The following is a 14,515-nucleotide window of genomic DNA, read 5'->3' on the forward strand; positions in this document are numbered from 1 at the left end:
GGGGGCCGGAGTAGCCTAGCGACCGCCGCGCCGCCATGATCACCAATCCGCGCCGGGGCCGCGCGGCGGCCCGCGGAGTGCGTCCTTGACCTCCTGGAGACGGCCATTGCGGGGATGGCCATGCGCGAGGCCGACGCTGCTCGTCGACGTCGACTACCGCGGGCCGATCCTGGCGCGGATGCAGTTGGTGAACGCCTGGGACACGCTTTCCCGGTGAGCTGCCCACGAAGCCGTGAGCAGGGGTGGGGGAGGTTTAGCCCGTAGGGCATGCGGTCGCGTGTTTCGCTCACCGAACTGGTCGAGCCTGTCCAAGTCGCAGGTCTCGGCGATGGCCGCCGAACTGAGGGCGCGCACGGTAGCGCCGGCCACGGAAGGCAATGCCACATCGAACAACGATCCCGGCGCGGATGATCCGAACGTGATCAAAACCGAGAGACCCTGCGGACGCTGGAAGGGACGGACTGATCTCCTGCCCGCGCTCATGTTAGGAAGATCTCGTCCAGGTGCCACTCCAGGGCTTCGCGGTGCGGACGGTCCAGGCGCTGCCGAGGCAGGGCGATCTCCTGTCCCGCGCGTTCGTAGAACTGGCGGCCGTTGCCGAACTCCTCCCGCAGCCGCGTGCTGACCCTCAGCCTGTACGCGGGGTCGACGGCCAGGTAGCCCCGGTCGTACAGGGTGTGCACGTCGGAGCGGAGCAGCAACCCGTTGTCCAGGCGGTGCTCGCCCCCACGGTGGACGGGGCGGATGTGCGCGGCCTGCAACACGGGCCGGATCTTGTCGCCGGTGATCGCGCAGCGCCGGTCGTAGGCGTCCATGACCACGGCCTGGAACGCCTGCTGCCCCAGTCTCTGGGGGACCAGCCGGGGATCGCCGTAGACCGGCCCGTCAAGGTGCCATGGTTCGGAAAGGTCGATGTGCACGTTGCCGCCGAGCAGTCGGGTGACCACGTCATGGAAGAACCGGGCATCCGGATGGCGGGCCAGGTCGTATCCCTTGCCTTGGACGATATTGGCCGCGAACGCTGGTGGCGGCCCCGCGTCCGCGTCTGGCGGGAAGAAACAGGTGTCGCGGAGTAACACGCAGCCGATCACCGGATCGTCCGCCGGGGCGATGGGCTCCCTGCGGTAGCGGCCGACGCGGGCGCGCATCTGGTCGAGCGTGACGGCGCCGTTCGCCTCGCCGAAGATCTCCCATGCCTCGGAGACGCGCAGCTTGACGAAGCGGGCGAAGAACCCTCCGCCGACGACGCGGTTGTGCGGGTGATGGGTCTTGAACAGGAACGGCTCGCCTGGGCGCAGGGCCTTGAACTCGCTGTTGCCGGAGGGCCGCCAGAAGTTGGCCTCGGTCAGGGCCGGGCGCGTGGCGAGGAACCGGTACCAGTCTCCGTCAGTTACGCCGACGTACGCCTTCACGGATCGATTGTGTACCCGGACGATCTTTCCGCGCCAGTGGTTCCGGGCGCCCGGGATTCGGCTTCATCTGCTCCGTGAACCGGCCGGGACCTGAGGTTCAGCGCCTGTACGGGGGCGGCCGGCTCAAAGGGGCACCTCGAGGTCGGCTTAGGATCTGGGCATGCAGCTGGCCCCGGGAGTGCACGTCGCCATCACCGATCGCCGTGGGGGAGTGAGCGCCCCGCCCTACGGGTCGCGCAACCTCGGCGGGCTGGTCGGCGACGACCCGGCGGCCGTGCGGGCCAACCGGGCGGGCGTCGCCGCGGAGCTGGGCGTGCGGGCCGTCGTGTTCATGCGCCAGGTTCACGGCACCGACGTCGCGTACGTGAGCGAGCCGTACGGCGCCGACCCGCCGCCCCTCGACGGCGTCTTCACCACCGTGCCGGGCCTGGCCCTCGCCTCCCTCGGCGCCGACTGCCCGGCGGTCCTGGTGGCCGACCCGGCGGCGCGGATGGTCGGCGCCGCCCACTCCGGCCGTCCCGGCACCGAGGCGGGCGTGGCGACGGCGCTGGTCGAGGCCATGGCCGCCAAGGGCGCCGCGCCGTCCCGGATGGTGGCGCTGATCGGCCCCGGCGCGTGCGGCCGATGCTACGAGGTGCCCGCCGAGCTGCGCGAACGAGTGGCCGAGCGGGTGCCCGAGACCTGGTCCACAACCTCCTGGGGCACCCCGGCCCTCGACCTGCGCGCCGGGATCGAGGCCCAGCTGCGCGGGGCGGGCCTCGCGGACGTGCGCCACGACGCCCGCTGCACGATCGAGTCGGCGGAGCTCTACTCCCACCGCCGCGAACAACCGGGCGGCCGGTTCGCCGGCCTGATCTGGCTCACCTGACGCGCTGTCAGCCGGAGGCGATATGGCATGGGTCCCTGCAGGCCGCCGCTGCCGTACCCAACCCTTGCCAGGACTACGGTGCCCAGCCCGCACTGTGCCGGAAAGCTCGGGCTTCAGCTACGGCGAGAAGACGACACCGGACGGACAGAAGAGCTTCAGCATCGGCGAGAAGAAGGGCGACGGGCCCCAGCCCGCACTACGGCGACGAAGTGGGACGGCGGGGTGGCGTGAAGCGGAGGCGGGTGGGCGTTCCGGCCGACTCAAGACCGTGCCAGATACCCCCGCGCCCGGACAACGCCGAAGGCAAGATTCACCAGACCCCGGGCAATCGCGGTCGGCCGGAACGCCCACCCGCCTCCGCGGCCCAAGCCCTGAGCACTGAACCGGAACGCCCACACCGCGGCCCAAGCCTTGAGCACTGAACCGGAACGCCCGGCGTCGCGGCACCAAAGGCGCGACCCGGAAAAGGTCACGGCCCGGAGAGAGCCGGGGCGCTGGCAAGGATGTCGTGGGCCAGGGACAGATCACCGGACAGGTCGGCGGGGAAGGAGGCCGGGTCCCCACGCCCGCCCAGCAGGAAGCAGAACTCCACCACGTCGGCCGTGATGTGCACATCAGCCTCCCTCAAAGCGTCAGACCCTCGCAAAGCGTCAGACCCCGGCAAGGCGTCGAGCTCCCGGACCGAGGGATCCTCCAAGCCCAGCGGAACGTGCCATTCGCCCCCGCCGGGCCCGGTGAGCGTGAGAAGGACCGCACGGCCAGAGCCGTCGAGGCCCGACAGCAGCATGGTCCACGGGAGCAGGCGGGCGCACAGGTCGGCCGTCGGGTGGATGTGCTCGGGCACCGGGTGCGGCAGCCGGACCCGGGCCGTACGGGCCGCGTCGTCCGCGTGCACCCAGGTCTCCAGGCACCGCCCGAGGACCTGGTCGCGCACCGCGGTCTCCACGCCGTCGAGGCTCGCGGGCGTGGCCGGGTCGAGGCCGGCCAGGTGGCGGCAGAGGGCGTCGGCCTGGGCGCGCCAGTCACGCCTGGTCTGCTCGGGGCTGCGGGCCCGTTCGTACGCCTGCACGTCCGCGGTGCGGCCGAGCGCGTCGGTGGCGCCGAGGGGCGGGCCCAGGACGGGGGCGCCGACGGAGGCCGCGAGCAGCCCGTCCTTGGCGGCGAGGTGGGCGACGAGCTCCTGCAGGGTCCAGCCCTCCACGATGACGCGCGACCAGTCGTCGTCGACGGCCGAGGCGAGCAGCGCGTCCATGGCGGCCACGCGGCTTGCGTAGGGCTCGGCCCAGGCGGCGGTCGGGGCCGCGGGCCTGCGCCGGGCCCTGGCCCCGGCCAGCAGCTGCGGGCGCAGCGAGTGTCCGGGGACCGCGGGGTCCTCCATCAGCGCGTCCAGGTAGAGACGCTCGACGGGCTCCATCACACCTCTTCCTCTGCCAGCGCGTCGGCCAGGCGGCGCAGCGCCAGCCTGATCCGCGACTTGGCCGTGCCCTCGGGCACGCCCAGCTCCTCGCCGACCTGCCGGTAGGTACGGCCGCCGTAGTAGGCCAGCTCGATCGCCTCCCGCAGGCCGTCGGGCAGCGCCGTCACTGCCTGCCGCACCCGCCTGGCCTCGTCTGCGGCGAGCACGGTGTCCTCCAGCCTGGCCGGCTCCGGCTCGAAGAGCCGGGGGCCCAGCGTGGTGACGCGGCGGCGCTCCTCGGCCCGCACGTGGTCGACCGCGCGGCGGTGCGCGATCGTGGCCAGCCACGCCCGCAGCGTGCCGCGCTCGGCGTCGTAGGCCAGCGGCCGTTCCCAGAAGACCAGGAACACCTCCTGCGTGATGTCCTCGGCGATCACCCGGTCCCTGGTGACGCGCAGCGAGAGACCGAAGATCAACGAGGAGAGCCGATCGTAGATCTCCCCGAGCGCGGCCTCGTCGCCGCCGACCACCCGCTGGTGCAGCAGGCGGTCGTCGTAGGGTGCCTCCACTGGCACCACACTCCCGTGATCCGGACCAAGGCGGCGGGTGCGCCGCGACCCGAGCATGACACTATTCGCCGGAAAAGTTGAGCCGGATGACTCGGCCGCGGGACTTTGTCAGCGTCGCGGTAATGTCGAAGGTCCACGACAGAGGGAGGATTCGCCATGGCGACCATCCGCACCGCCACCACGCAGTGGAAAGGCGCCCTGCTCGACGGCTCGGGCACGGTGTCGCTCGACACCTCCGGAGTCGGCGCGTTCGAGGTCTCGTGGGCGTCCAGATCAGAGGCGGCCAACGGCAAGACGTCTCCCGAGGAGCTCATCGCCGCCGCCCACTCCTCGTGCTTCTCGATGGCTCTCTCCCACGGGCTCGCCGGCGCCGGCACACCGCCCGAGTCGCTGCGCACCAGCGCCGACGTGACCTTCCAGCCGGGTGAGGGCATCACCGGCATCGTCCTGTCCGTGCAGGGCCAGGTGCCCGGCATCACGGCCGAGCAGTTCCAGCAGGCGGCCGAGACGGCCAAGGCCAACTGCCCGGTGAGCAAGGCGCTCGCGGGGACGACGATCACTCTCAACGCCCAACTTCTGTAGCAAGACCGCGATCGCGTGCGACAATCGGGTCACATGCGCGAAGTTTGGCCAGGCGAGCCCTACCCACTCGGCGCCACCTGGGATGGCGTGGGCACCTGTTTCTCGCTGTTCTCCGAGGTCGCCGAGCGGGTCGAGCTGTGCCTGTTCCACGATGACGGCTCCGAGGAGCGCGTCGAGCTGCCCGAGGTCGACGGGTTCGTCTGGCATGGTTATCTGCCGGGCATCCTGCCGGGGCAGCGCTACGGCTACCGTGTCCACGGCCCCTACGAGCCATCGCGCGGACACCGGTGCAATCCGGCCAAGCTGCTGCTCGATCCCTACGCCAAGGCCATCGACGGCGACCTGACCTGGAACGAGGCGCTGTTCTCCTACCACTTCACCGATCCGTCGCGGCTCAGCACGGCCGACAGTGCCGAGTACATGCCGAAGAACGTGGTCGTCAACCCGTTCTTCGAGTGGGGCAACGACCGGCTGCCGCGCAAGCCCTACCACGAGACCGTGATCTACGAGGCGCACGTGCGCGGGCTCACCATGCGCCATCCGGCGGTGCCCGAGACGCTGCGCGGCACCTACGCGGGGGTGGGGCATCCGGCGATCATCGACCACCTGCTGTCGCTCGGGGTGACGGCCGTCGAGCTGATGCCGGTGCACCACTTCATGCCCGAGCACTTCCTGGTGGCGCGAGGGCTGAGCAACTACTGGGGCTACAACACGATGGCCTACCTGGCCCCGCACGGCGCCTATTCCAGCTCGGGCACGCGCGGCGAGCAGGTGCTGGAGTTCAAGGCCATGGTGCGGGCGCTGCACGAGGCGGGCATCGAGGTCATCCTCGACGTGGTCTACAACCACACCGCCGAAGGCGACCACATGGGGCCGACGCTGGGCTTCCGGGGCATCGACAACGCGGCCTACTACCGGCTGCACGACGGCGACCGGCGCTACTACCTCGACTACACCGGCTGCGGCAACTCCTTCAACGTACGCTCGCCGCACGCGCTGCAGCTGATCATGGACTCCCTGCGCTACTGGGTGCTGGAGATGCACGTCGACGGGTTCCGGTTCGACCTGGCTGCGGCGCTGGCCAGGGAGCTGCACGACGTCGACCGGCTGAGCACGTTCTTCGACCTCATCCAGCAGGATCCGGTGATCTCGCAGGTCAAGCTGATCGCCGAGCCGTGGGACGTGGGTCCCGGCGGGTACCAGGTCGGGAACTTCCCGCCCCTGTGGACGGAATGGAACGGCAAATACCGAGATACGGTGCGAGATTTCTGGCGGGGCACCCACTCCGCCCTGCCCGAGTTCGCCTCCCGGCTGACCGGCTCGGCCGACCTCTACGCCTCCTCGGGCCGCCGCCCGGTCGCCTCCATCAACTTCGTCACCTGCCACGACGGATTCACCCTCACCGACCTCGTGTCGTACGACCGCAAGCACAACCTGGCCAACGGCGAGGACAACCGCGACGGCACCGACGACAACCGGTCCTGGAACTGCGGCGCCGAGGGGCCCGTCGAGGACCCCGAGATCGTCCGGCTCCGCCACCGCCAGCGCCGCAACTTCCTGACCACGCTCTTCCTGTCACAGGGCGTCCCGATGCTCTCCCACGGCGACGAGCTCGGCCGCACCCAGCGAGGCAACAACAACGCCTACTGCCAGGACAACGAGATCGCCTGGATCGACTGGTCACACCTGCACACCGAGTCCGCCCTGCTGGAGTTCGTCCGCGGGCTGTCCAAGCTGCGCCGCGAGCACCCGGTCTTCCAGCGCCGCCGCTTCTTCCACGGCCGCCATCCCGACGACGGACGGCGCGACCTGGTCTGGCTCACCCCCGGCGGCACGGAGATGACGGCCGGAGACTGGCACATCGGCTACGCCAAGTCGCTCATGGTCTATCTCAACGGCCTGGCCATCACCGAGCCGGGGCCGAGGGGCGAGCGCATCGTGGACGACTCGTTCCTGCTGCTGATCAACGCCCACCACGAGGACATGACGTTCACGCTGCCGGGCGAGGAGTTCGGCCCGGGCTGGCTGCCCGTCCTCGACACCAACGACGAGTCGCCGCGTGACGAGGTCTTCCCCGACGAGCAGTGGCCCGCCGGCGCCCTGGTCGCCGTCACCTCCCGGTCGATCCAGGTGCTGCGCCAGCCGCTGTCGTCCTGACGCCGCTCATGTCCCGCGCATCACGCTCACGGTGAGCAGGACCAGGACGAACGTGGCCACCCCGGCCAGGCCGTGCAGCCCGACGGCGAGGAGGGGGAAGCGCCGCTGGGCGCCCCGGGCGTGCCGGCCCGCCCCGAGCCACCGGGTGAACATCACGAACCCCAGCAGCGCGGCCAGCGCCAGCACCCCGAACGCGACCCAGGCCAGGACCCGGTCGCCGGTCAGCAGGTAGCCCACCCAGCAGGCCAGCGCCGACAGCGCCAGAGCGGGATGTGAGACGAGCAGCGTCACCGGGAAGCGCGTGACCTTGGCGGCCTGCCGCCGCAGCCCGCCGCCCGCCAGCCAGAGGTAGAGCGGGTAGATCCCCATCAGCGCGGTGAACGCCCACGTCGCAGCGGTGATCAGACCCATCCTGACCTCCCCGGAGTCCCCGAACGCCTGCCGGACACGTTATGTACATCACGCCACGTATGCCATCCGATACACCAAAGCGCTATCTCTTCGGTCAAAGGCACCTGCGCAGGCAGTCTGTCGGAGGCGTGTGCCAAGGTAGAGGAGTGCGTCGCATCTACCCGGACATGCAGGATGATCCCGACATCGCGCAGGCCTACGCCTACCCGGCAGGCCGGCCGTGGCTGCGCGCCAACATGGTCGCCAGCGCCGACGGGGCCGCGTGGCTGAAGGGGCTGTCGGGCGGCCTGTCGAGCCGGGGCGACCGGCGCGTCTTCGGGGTGCTGCGCGGGCTGGCCGACGTGGTCCTCGCCGGCGCCGCCACCGTGCGCACCGAGGGCTACGGCCCCGCCAAGCCCCGCGAGTCGTGGCAGGCGCTGCGCGCCGGCCGGACACCCGCCCCGCCCATCGCGGTGCTCACCCGCGGCCTCGACCTCGACCTCGGCAGCCCGCTGTTCACCGAGGCCGCCGTCCGCACGATCGTCATCACCTGCGAGGCCGCGCCGCTCCAGCGCCGCAGGCAGGCCGCGGAGGTGGCCGACGTGATCGTGGCGGGCGACGTCCGGGTCGACCTGGCCCGCGCCGTGGCCGAGCTGCACGAACGCGGCCTGACCAAGGTGCTGTGCGAGGGCGGGCCCCGGGTCAACGCCCAGCTGGCCGCGGCCGGGCTGCTCGACGAGCTCTGCCTGTCGATCAGCCCGCTGCTGGTGGGAGGCGACGCGGCGCGCATCGTCAACGGAGAGACGGCACAGGTCAGGCTGGAGCTCGGCCAGGTGCTGGAGGAGGAAGGCGTCCTCTTCTGCCGCTACACCAGGGAGTTGAGTCATGACTGAGCCCGAGGCCGTCAGCGAGGCCGTCGCCGAGGCGGTCGGCGGGGCCGTCGCCGAGCCGGAGCCGGTGCCCAACCTGCCGGTGCGGCCGCCCGTGCCGCCGATGCTGGCCAAGCCGGTCAAGGCGATGCCCCGGCAGGACGGCACGCTGTTCTACGAGCCGAAGTGGGACGGCTTCCGCTGCATCGTGTTCCGCGACGGCGACGAGGTCTACCTGGGCAGCCGCAAGGAGCGGCCGTTCACCCGCTACTTCCCCGAGCTGGTCGAGGCGGTCAGGGCCGAGCTGCCCGACCGGGTGGTGGTCGACGGCGAGATCGTGCTGCCGCGTGGCTCGCACCTCGACTTCGAGGCGCTGCAGCAGCGCATCCACCCGGCGGCCTCGCGGGTCTCGATGCTGTCGGAGCGCACGCCGGCCTCGTTCGTCGCCTTCGACCTGCTGGCGCTCGGCTCCGAGTCGCTGATGGAGGCCCCGTTCGCCGAGCGTCGCGCGCGCCTTGAGGGCATCTTCGGCGGGGCCGGCGTCTCCGTGCGGCTGACCCCGGTGACCAAGAACGACGAGCAGGCGGCCGAGTGGTTCGAGATGTTCGAGGGCGCGGGGCTCGACGGCATCATCGTCAAGCCCGGCGACCAGCCCTACGCCCCCGACAAGCGGACGATGTTCAAGGTCAAGCACGAGCGCACCGCCGACGTGGTCATCGCCGGCTACCGCGAGCACAAGACCGGGCCGATCGTGGGCTCGATCCTGCTCGGCCTCTACGGCGCCGACGGCAGGCTGCACCACGTGGGCGTGGCGGCCTCGTTCCCGATGGCGCGCCGGGCCGAGCTGGTGGAGGAGCTCAAGCCCTACGTCGCCGGCCTGGGCGAGCATCCGTGGGGCCACTGGGCCGAGCAGGCGGCGGCCAACCTCGGCCAGCCCGCGGCCGGTCCCGCGACCGGTGGCCAGCGGGTGCCCGGCGCGATCTCGCGGTGGAACGCCAAGAAGGACCTCTCGTTCGTCCCGCTCCGGCCGGAGCTGGTGATCGAGGTGGCCTACGACCAGATGGAGGGCGACCGGTTCCGCCACACCGCTCAGTGGCGGCGCTGGCGGCCCGACCGCACCCCCGAGTCGTGCACGTACGAACAGCTGGAGCGGCCGATCTCGTACAACCTCGACGACATCCTGGCCCGCTGAGCCCGCTCGCCGCCGGCGCGTCCGGTGTCCCGGCCCGGACGCGGCTTTGCGCAGAGTCGGTTATCGCGCTATATCTCGTCTTATGAGCACAGGTGATGAGTTACGAGCCGCCGTGTCCGCGCGCCGCGACCTCGGCCCCGACTTCGAGGACGCGATCGTCGAGTCCTTCCTCGACAAGATGGGCAAGGAGGTCGATCGGCGAGTGGACGAGCGCCTCGCCGTCACCGGCAAGAAGGCGACCGGCCGGAGCACGGTGAGCCAGGGCCAGCGGCTGGCCCTGGCGATCGTCTCGCTGAGCCTCGGCACGCTCGCCACCGTCGCCCTGGCCATCACCTCGGCCGACCTGTGGGTGATCCCGGTCATCTGGTTCGGGATCGTCCTGGTCAACGTGGTCTTCAGCGTCACCGGCCGCGACTGAGCAAGGGCCTGGCCGCCCCCGCCGAGGCCGGTCAGAGCTTGGCGGAAGCCTCCGTCACCAGCTCGCGGGCGTAGTCGTCGTCGCTGTCGGCCAGCACCCGCTTGACCCCCTGGGCGGCCCGGGAGTCTCCCCGCTCCGCCAGCCCGCGCGTGGCCTCGGCGACCGTGCGCAGGTCGGCGTCGTCCAGACGGGCGACCAGGGCCTGGCGGATCTCCGGCGTGTCGGCGGCCAGCGAGGCCAGACCGGACGTGGCCCAGTCACGGACCTCCTCGTCGGTGTCCTCGGTCATGGAGATCAGCAGGGCCAGACCCTCGGCGTGGTCCGGCGGCAGCACGTCGGCCAGGGCGATGGCGTCGGTCATCGTGCGCCGGTGGCCGGGCCGCTCGATGATGTCGAGGACCTGCGGCAGCGCCCGGGGGTCGCCCTGGTGGCCGAGCGCGGCCAGCACCGAGCGGAGCACCTGCGGGTTGCCTTCGGTGGTGGCCATCTTCTGCAGCAGCGGCAGCGTCCGGTCGAGGTAGGGCCGCTCGTCCTCGGTCACCCCGAACTGGGCGATCGTGTCGACTCCGAACTCGCGCTCCCTGGCGTCCTCGCTGACACAGAGCCTGGCCAGCGCCTCGTAGGTCTCGTCGTCGGCCCGCCTGCCCAGCGTGTCGGCCACGATCCACCAGGTCTCGGCGTCCTCGTCGGTGTCGCGGTGTGCCAGCGCCCGCGCCACCAACTGCTCGAAGGGGGTGTGGGTGCCCGCGACGTCCTCGAGCAGGGTGGCGATGGCCGCGTGCCCGCGCTGCGCCTGGACCTGCTCGGACTCGGAGCCGTCGGCGGAGCGGCCCGCGACCGTGACCAGCTCGGTGCCGTCCTTGGCGAACTGCCGGCCGACGACGTATTCCCAGCCTTCCTGCGCGATCTGGTCGAGCAGCGCCGTCTCCAGATGCACGCCCACCCAGTCGACCGCGATGTCGAGCGCGCTGTCGCCGTCGCCGTCGTACTTCTCCGCGTCGGCGCCGTGCTCCAGCAGCAGCCGCACCACGCCCAGCGCGCCTCTCCGGGCGGCGAGCGTCAAGGGCGTGTCACCGTCGTCGTTGGTGTCGTCGATCCCCGCTCCCGCCTCGATCAGCACCTTGGCGGCGTCGGCGTGGCCGTTGGCCGCGGCCCAGAGCAGCGCGGTCCAGCCGCCGTTCTCGCGGGCGTTCACATCGGCTCCGGCGGCCAGCAGCGTGGTCGCGACCTCGGCTCGGTCCCAGGCGGCGGCGGCGCACAGCGGCAGCCCCTCATCCTCGCCCTCGCTGGGCTGGTTGGGGTCGGTGCCGGCGGCGATGAGCTCGCTCACGGTCTGCGACTCGCCGTTCAACGCTGCCCGGTAGAGCTGTTCCTCATGCATGACTGGGACCCTAACGTGATCCGGCCGCCGGCCGGGCCAGGGAGGGGCGTGTCAGCCGTGCCGAAAGGACAGATGAATTGTACGGATTATGGCTATTCATCCTATGAGGGGAGCCGTGTCAACCGGAAACGCGATATGTTGCGACTATGACTGACGCTGGTGACGTTCGCGCCTCCGACGCCGAACGTGAAGCCGTGGTCGAGCAGCTCCGCGTGGCCTCCGTGGACGGCCGTCTCACCCTCGCCGAGCTGACCGACCGCACCGAGGCGGCCTATACCGCGACCACTCACGCCCAACTGGCCGTGCTCACCCAGGACCTGCCCGCCGGGGCGGCGCCCGCGCCGATCCGGCCACGCGAGGGCAGGAAGCGGCGGTGGTTCGTCGGCATCATGGGTGACACCAAGCGGCGCGGCAGCTGGCGGATCGACCAGGAGCTCGGCGCCGTCGCCGTGATGGGCGACGTGCTGCTCGACCTGCGCGAGGCGGAGGTCCGCACCGACCTGGTCGAGATCACGGCCGTCTCGGTCATGGGCGACGTGAAGATCATCGTGCCCGATGGGATCAGCGTCGACCTCGACGGGATGGCCATCATGGGCGACAAGCGGGTCGACGTGCTCGAAGCGGCGCCGGGCATGAACGTCCCGGTCGTCAGGGTGCACGCCTACGCGGTGATGGGCGACATCAAGGTGATCGGCGACTCGCGGGCCCAGCCGCTCAAGCGCGGCCTGGCCGGCTGGCGCGACCACTGGCGCCGGCTCCACGGCGACGACTGGCGCGACGGCCGCCGGCGACTCGAACGCGGCTGACGCCCGCACCACACGGCGCGGCACACGGTCGACCGCACGGTGCCACAGGATGGACCGCAGGGCGCGGCGCACGGTCGAGCGCACGGTGCCACAAGATGGACCGCAGGGCGCGGCGCACGGTCGACCGCACGGAGCACCACAGGATGCACCACATGGTGGACCGCACGGTGCAACGTATGGAGGCTCCTGGGGCGTAGTGATCGGTGACCGACACCGAACAGTGAGGACCCCCCGATGCGGGACCGTGCCGACTTCGAGAGCTACGTCGAGCAACGCTCGGCCCGCCTGCTCCGGACGGCCTACCTGCTCTGCCGCGACTGGGCGACGGCCGAGGACCTGGTGCAGACCGCGCTGGCCAAGGCCTGGCTGGCCTGGCGGCGGGTGGGCGCCAACCCCGACCCCTACGTCTACCGCATCCTGACCAACACGCACGCCTCCTGGTGGCGGCGTCGCTGGCGGGACGAGGTGCCCACGGAGGACGTTCCCGACCGGGCGGCCGGTGGCGGGGACACCGGCTCCGAGATCGGCGCCCGTGACGCCCTCAGGGCCGTCCTGGTCGCACTCCCCGCCAAGCAGCGGGCCGTGATCGTGCTGCGCTACTTCGAGGACCTGCCGGACCCGGTGATCGCCGGGATCCTCGGCTGTTCGGTGCCGACCGTCCGCAGCCAGGCCAGCCGGGCGCTGGCCAAGCTGCGGCTCGACCCCGCGGCCAGGGCCGCCATAGAGATCGGAGGCTGAGGTGGGCGTCACCGAACAGGACCTGCGCGAGTTGCTCGAACGGGACAGCCAGGACGGTCCCCACAGGGGCGTGACCGTCGCCGACGTCGACGGCCGGGTCCGCCGGATCCGCCGTCACCGAGGCCGGGCGGCGGGCTCGGCGGTGGTCATGGCCCTGGCGGTCGTGACCGCGGTCGGCCTGCAACCGGGGCAACCGGGGCAGCAGGGACAGGTAGGGCAGGCGGGATCGTCACCCCAGGACGTCTGGACCGGCGTCCTGGCGCGGCCCACCCCGACCGTGGTCATCGGCGGCCTCGACACCGTGGTGACCGGGACCTACGAACGGGGAGGCACGCGCGAACGCCTCACCTTCTGGACGGGAGTCGACCGGATCGGGTTCAGGGTCACCTGCGGGCCGGACGACTACGCCCTGGTCTGGCTCAACGGCGACCTCGTGGCGAACGGCCGCTGCACGTCGGGCCCGGAGCCGTCCGCGCTACTGGCGGGCGCGTTCCCCACCCGTGACGGCGAGAACGAGGTCGTCTCGGTCGTCATCCCGGCCGCCTCGGCGGGGAACGACATGGCGGCCGAAGAGTGGGCCGGCGGGGTGGTCGCCCGGACGGAACCGTACCCCGCCGACTGGTCGATCCAGGTGGTGCAGACCCTCTCGGCCGGCTGCGAGCAGAAGGAGGTCGTCGTCGATCCTGGCTCGGGCCAGGCCCCGCACTGGATCTGCCCGCTCGACTGACCCCGCGTCGTGGCCCCCGTCGTGACCCCGCGCCGGGGTCACGACGCGGCGGCGCCCGCCCGGACCCGGGGGGCCCGCGCGTCCCCGGGACACCAAAGCCTCCACCGAAGTCGGAGCGCTTCAGAACTGCGCCCACGAGTCGATCAGGAAGCGGCCGATGGGAGAGTGCCGGTCCACCTCGCCGAGTGTTCCATGGTCCACGACTTGCCCTGCAGCGGCTGGCCGTTGTGGATGGTGGCGAGCGTGGTGCGCTTCACCGTCATGGCCGCCGTGTCCACGTCGACGCCGAACGTCGCCTGGCTCTTCGCGTCCTTCTCTGTGTATGTGAGCCTCACCAGGTCACGGCCCTGACTGGTGCTCTTGACTCCCGGCTTGCCGGACAACGCCTTGTACGCAGCGGCGCGTACGGGTTTGGGCGCGGGCAGCTTGTAGAGGAGGCTCGTGTAGGCGCCCTTCACCCAGACATCGAAGTTCTCCGGTCGTACGGGATCGTCTCCTTCGGCGGACGCTTTCGCCAGCCACTTTTCCAGCTCCTTCGAGGTAGCCGGCAGTGTCTGGATGTCCTGGAAGGAAAGCTTTCGCTCGCCGAGCCACCAGCCCGTGTTCTTGACCGGCCGAACGACGGCCTTGCCGGGCGTCGCCGACAGCTTCACCAGCATGCCCTCGGTCCGGTAGCTCCACTGCTGCGGTGATCCATCGCGCTTCCATGCCGCCATGTCGGCAGCGCTCTTCGGTCGGACACCGAGCGACCGGTGCGCACGCCAACTCCGGCCTTCGCGGTCCGTCCACTCCTCGTTCGCCTCTTGCTGCACGACCCAGTACTTCTCCTTGCCGCCCACCTGCCGCTCGTGCGTCCGGAGCTGAACTGTCTTGACGTACCAGTACTGGGACTCCGCCGTCACGGCGGCGGAGCCGGGCGCGTAGGCGTCCGTGGTGGCGAAGGAGGGCACCGCCGTCGCCGTCAGGGCGAGCGTGGCAATGGCGATCATCATAGGCTTGCGCATCTCGGG

General features: G+C 71.2%; 15 protein-coding genes. 9 read left to right on the forward strand and 6 right to left on the reverse strand.

The window, feature by feature from the left end:
* Nucleotides 1–479 precede the first annotated feature (479 nt).
* On the reverse strand, nucleotides 480–1,412 hold the full coding sequence (locus AB0C16_RS02565) for an HNH endonuclease (RefSeq protein ID WP_357678081.1): 933 nt from the start codon (nucleotides 1,410–1,412) through the stop codon (nucleotides 480–482).
* A 160-nt stretch (nucleotides 1,413–1,572) separates the two neighbouring features.
* On the opposite strand from AB0C16_RS02565, the gene pgeF reads away from it, so the two are divergent.
* The gene (gene pgeF, locus AB0C16_RS02570; protein WP_357678083.1) at nucleotides 1,573–2,280 is read left to right on the forward strand and encodes a peptidoglycan editing factor PgeF; all 708 of its coding nucleotides are present in this window, start codon (nucleotides 1,573–1,575) and stop codon (nucleotides 2,278–2,280) included.
* 469 nt (nucleotides 2,281–2,749) lie between these two features.
* On the opposite strand, the gene AB0C16_RS02575 is transcribed toward pgeF, so the two are convergent.
* Complete coding sequence (locus AB0C16_RS02575; protein WP_357678231.1) at nucleotides 2,750–3,694, reverse strand: maleylpyruvate isomerase family mycothiol-dependent enzyme; 945 nt, start codon at nucleotides 3,692–3,694, stop codon at nucleotides 2,750–2,752.
* Entirely contained in the window at nucleotides 3,694–4,245 is a 552-nt protein-coding gene (locus AB0C16_RS02580; RefSeq protein WP_357678085.1) for a sigma-70 family RNA polymerase sigma factor, read from the reverse strand. The genes AB0C16_RS02575 and AB0C16_RS02580 overlap by 1 nt, the downstream gene beginning before the upstream one ends.
* A gap of 156 nt (nucleotides 4,246–4,401) precedes the next feature.
* Between AB0C16_RS02580 and AB0C16_RS02585 the strand changes: the two genes are divergently transcribed.
* Together AB0C16_RS02585 and glgX are read left to right on the forward strand one after the other, a co-directional pair.
* Nucleotides 4,402–4,827 (forward strand): OsmC family peroxiredoxin, encoded by a 426-nt coding sequence (locus AB0C16_RS02585; RefSeq protein WP_357678087.1) that lies wholly within the window; start codon nucleotides 4,402–4,404, stop codon nucleotides 4,825–4,827.
* A gap of 33 nt (nucleotides 4,828–4,860) precedes the next feature.
* Nucleotides 4,861–6,984: a glycogen debranching protein GlgX gene (gene glgX, locus AB0C16_RS02590; RefSeq protein WP_357678089.1), complete on the forward strand. Its 2,124-nt coding sequence runs from the start codon at nucleotides 4,861–4,863 to the stop codon at nucleotides 6,982–6,984.
* A gap of 6 nt (nucleotides 6,985–6,990) precedes the next feature.
* Here the strand turns inward: glgX and AB0C16_RS02595 are convergent, their stop codons facing one another.
* Nucleotides 6,991–7,395, reverse strand: coding sequence for a hypothetical protein (locus tag AB0C16_RS02595; RefSeq protein ID WP_357678091.1), 405 nt, complete (start codon nucleotides 7,393–7,395; stop codon nucleotides 6,991–6,993).
* A gap of 146 nt (nucleotides 7,396–7,541) precedes the next feature.
* Here AB0C16_RS02595 and AB0C16_RS02600 point away from each other — a divergent pair, with 146 nt between their 5' ends.
* The 3 genes from AB0C16_RS02600 to AB0C16_RS02610 all read left to right on the forward strand — a co-directional run bounded on the left by AB0C16_RS02600 (nucleotide 7,542) and on the right by AB0C16_RS02610 (nucleotide 9,853).
* Nucleotides 7,542–8,267 carry a pyrimidine reductase family protein gene (locus AB0C16_RS02600; protein ID WP_357678093.1) on the forward strand — a complete coding sequence of 242 codons (726 nt, stop codon included), beginning with the start codon at nucleotides 7,542–7,544 and terminating at the stop codon, nucleotides 8,265–8,267.
* On the forward strand, nucleotides 8,260–9,435 hold the full coding sequence (locus AB0C16_RS02605; RefSeq protein ID WP_357678094.1) for an ATP-dependent DNA ligase: 1,176 nt from the start codon (nucleotides 8,260–8,262) through the stop codon (nucleotides 9,433–9,435). Before AB0C16_RS02600 ends, AB0C16_RS02605 begins: the two co-directional genes overlap by 8 nt.
* Before the next feature lie 82 nt (nucleotides 9,436–9,517).
* Complete coding sequence (locus AB0C16_RS02610) at nucleotides 9,518–9,853, forward strand: hypothetical protein (protein ID WP_357678096.1); 336 nt, start codon at nucleotides 9,518–9,520, stop codon at nucleotides 9,851–9,853.
* A gap of 31 nt (nucleotides 9,854–9,884) precedes the next feature.
* Here the strand turns inward: AB0C16_RS02610 and AB0C16_RS02615 are convergent, their stop codons facing one another.
* The gene (locus tag AB0C16_RS02615) at nucleotides 9,885–11,234 is read right to left on the reverse strand and encodes an ankyrin repeat domain-containing protein (RefSeq protein ID WP_357678098.1); all 1,350 of its coding nucleotides are present in this window, start codon (nucleotides 11,232–11,234) and stop codon (nucleotides 9,885–9,887) included.
* A gap of 146 nt (nucleotides 11,235–11,380) precedes the next feature.
* Between AB0C16_RS02615 and AB0C16_RS02620 the strand changes: the two genes are divergently transcribed.
* From AB0C16_RS02620 to AB0C16_RS02630, 3 genes are all read left to right on the forward strand, one after another.
* Entirely contained in the window at nucleotides 11,381–12,040 is a 660-nt protein-coding gene (locus AB0C16_RS02620; RefSeq protein ID WP_357678100.1) for a DUF1707 domain-containing protein, read from the forward strand.
* Nucleotides 12,041–12,274: 234 nt separating this feature from the next.
* Nucleotides 12,275–12,778, forward strand: coding sequence for a SigE family RNA polymerase sigma factor (locus AB0C16_RS02625; RefSeq protein WP_357678102.1), 504 nt, complete (start codon nucleotides 12,275–12,277; stop codon nucleotides 12,776–12,778).
* A 1-nt stretch (nucleotide 12,779) separates the two neighbouring features.
* Nucleotides 12,780–13,505, forward strand: coding sequence for a hypothetical protein (locus AB0C16_RS02630; RefSeq protein WP_357678106.1), 726 nt, complete (start codon nucleotides 12,780–12,782; stop codon nucleotides 13,503–13,505).
* A 143-nt stretch (nucleotides 13,506–13,648) separates the two neighbouring features.
* Here the strand turns inward: AB0C16_RS02630 and AB0C16_RS02635 are convergent, their stop codons facing one another.
* Nucleotides 13,649–14,509 carry a hypothetical protein gene (locus AB0C16_RS02635; RefSeq protein WP_357678108.1) on the reverse strand — a complete coding sequence of 287 codons (861 nt, stop codon included), beginning with the start codon at nucleotides 14,507–14,509 and terminating at the stop codon, nucleotides 13,649–13,651.
* Nucleotides 14,510–14,515 lie beyond the last annotated feature (6 nt).

The sequence above is a fragment of the Nonomuraea sp. NPDC048916 genome (genome assembly GCF_040649575.1).
In the GTDB taxonomy this organism is placed as follows: Bacteria; Actinomycetota; Actinomycetes; order Streptosporangiales; family Streptosporangiaceae; genus Nonomuraea.

Coding starts and splice junctions, on each gene's coding strand:
- pgeF (WP_357678083.1), top strand. CDS start 1,573: ATGCAGCTGGCCCCGGGAGTGCACGTCGCCATCACCGATCGCCGTGGG.
- AB0C16_RS02575 (WP_357678231.1), bottom strand. CDS start 3,694: ATGGAGCCCGTCGAGCGTCTCTACCTGGACGCGCTGATGGAGGACCCC.
- AB0C16_RS02585 (WP_357678087.1), top strand. CDS start 4,402: ATGGCGACCATCCGCACCGCCACCACGCAGTGGAAAGGCGCCCTGCTC.
- glgX (WP_357678089.1), top strand. CDS start 4,861: ATGCGCGAAGTTTGGCCAGGCGAGCCCTACCCACTCGGCGCCACCTGG.
- AB0C16_RS02595 (WP_357678091.1), bottom strand. CDS start 7,395: ATGGGTCTGATCACCGCTGCGACGTGGGCGTTCACCGCGCTGATGGGG.
- AB0C16_RS02605 (WP_357678094.1), top strand. CDS start 8,260: ATGACTGAGCCCGAGGCCGTCAGCGAGGCCGTCGCCGAGGCGGTCGGC.
- AB0C16_RS02610 (WP_357678096.1), top strand. CDS start 9,518: ATGAGCACAGGTGATGAGTTACGAGCCGCCGTGTCCGCGCGCCGCGAC.
- AB0C16_RS02615 (WP_357678098.1), bottom strand. CDS start 11,234: ATGCATGAGGAACAGCTCTACCGGGCAGCGTTGAACGGCGAGTCGCAG.
- AB0C16_RS02620 (WP_357678100.1), top strand. CDS start 11,381: ATGACTGACGCTGGTGACGTTCGCGCCTCCGACGCCGAACGTGAAGCC.
- AB0C16_RS02625 (WP_357678102.1), top strand. CDS start 12,275: ATGCGGGACCGTGCCGACTTCGAGAGCTACGTCGAGCAACGCTCGGCC.
- AB0C16_RS02635 (WP_357678108.1), bottom strand. CDS start 14,509: ATGCGCAAGCCTATGATGATCGCCATTGCCACGCTCGCCCTGACGGCG.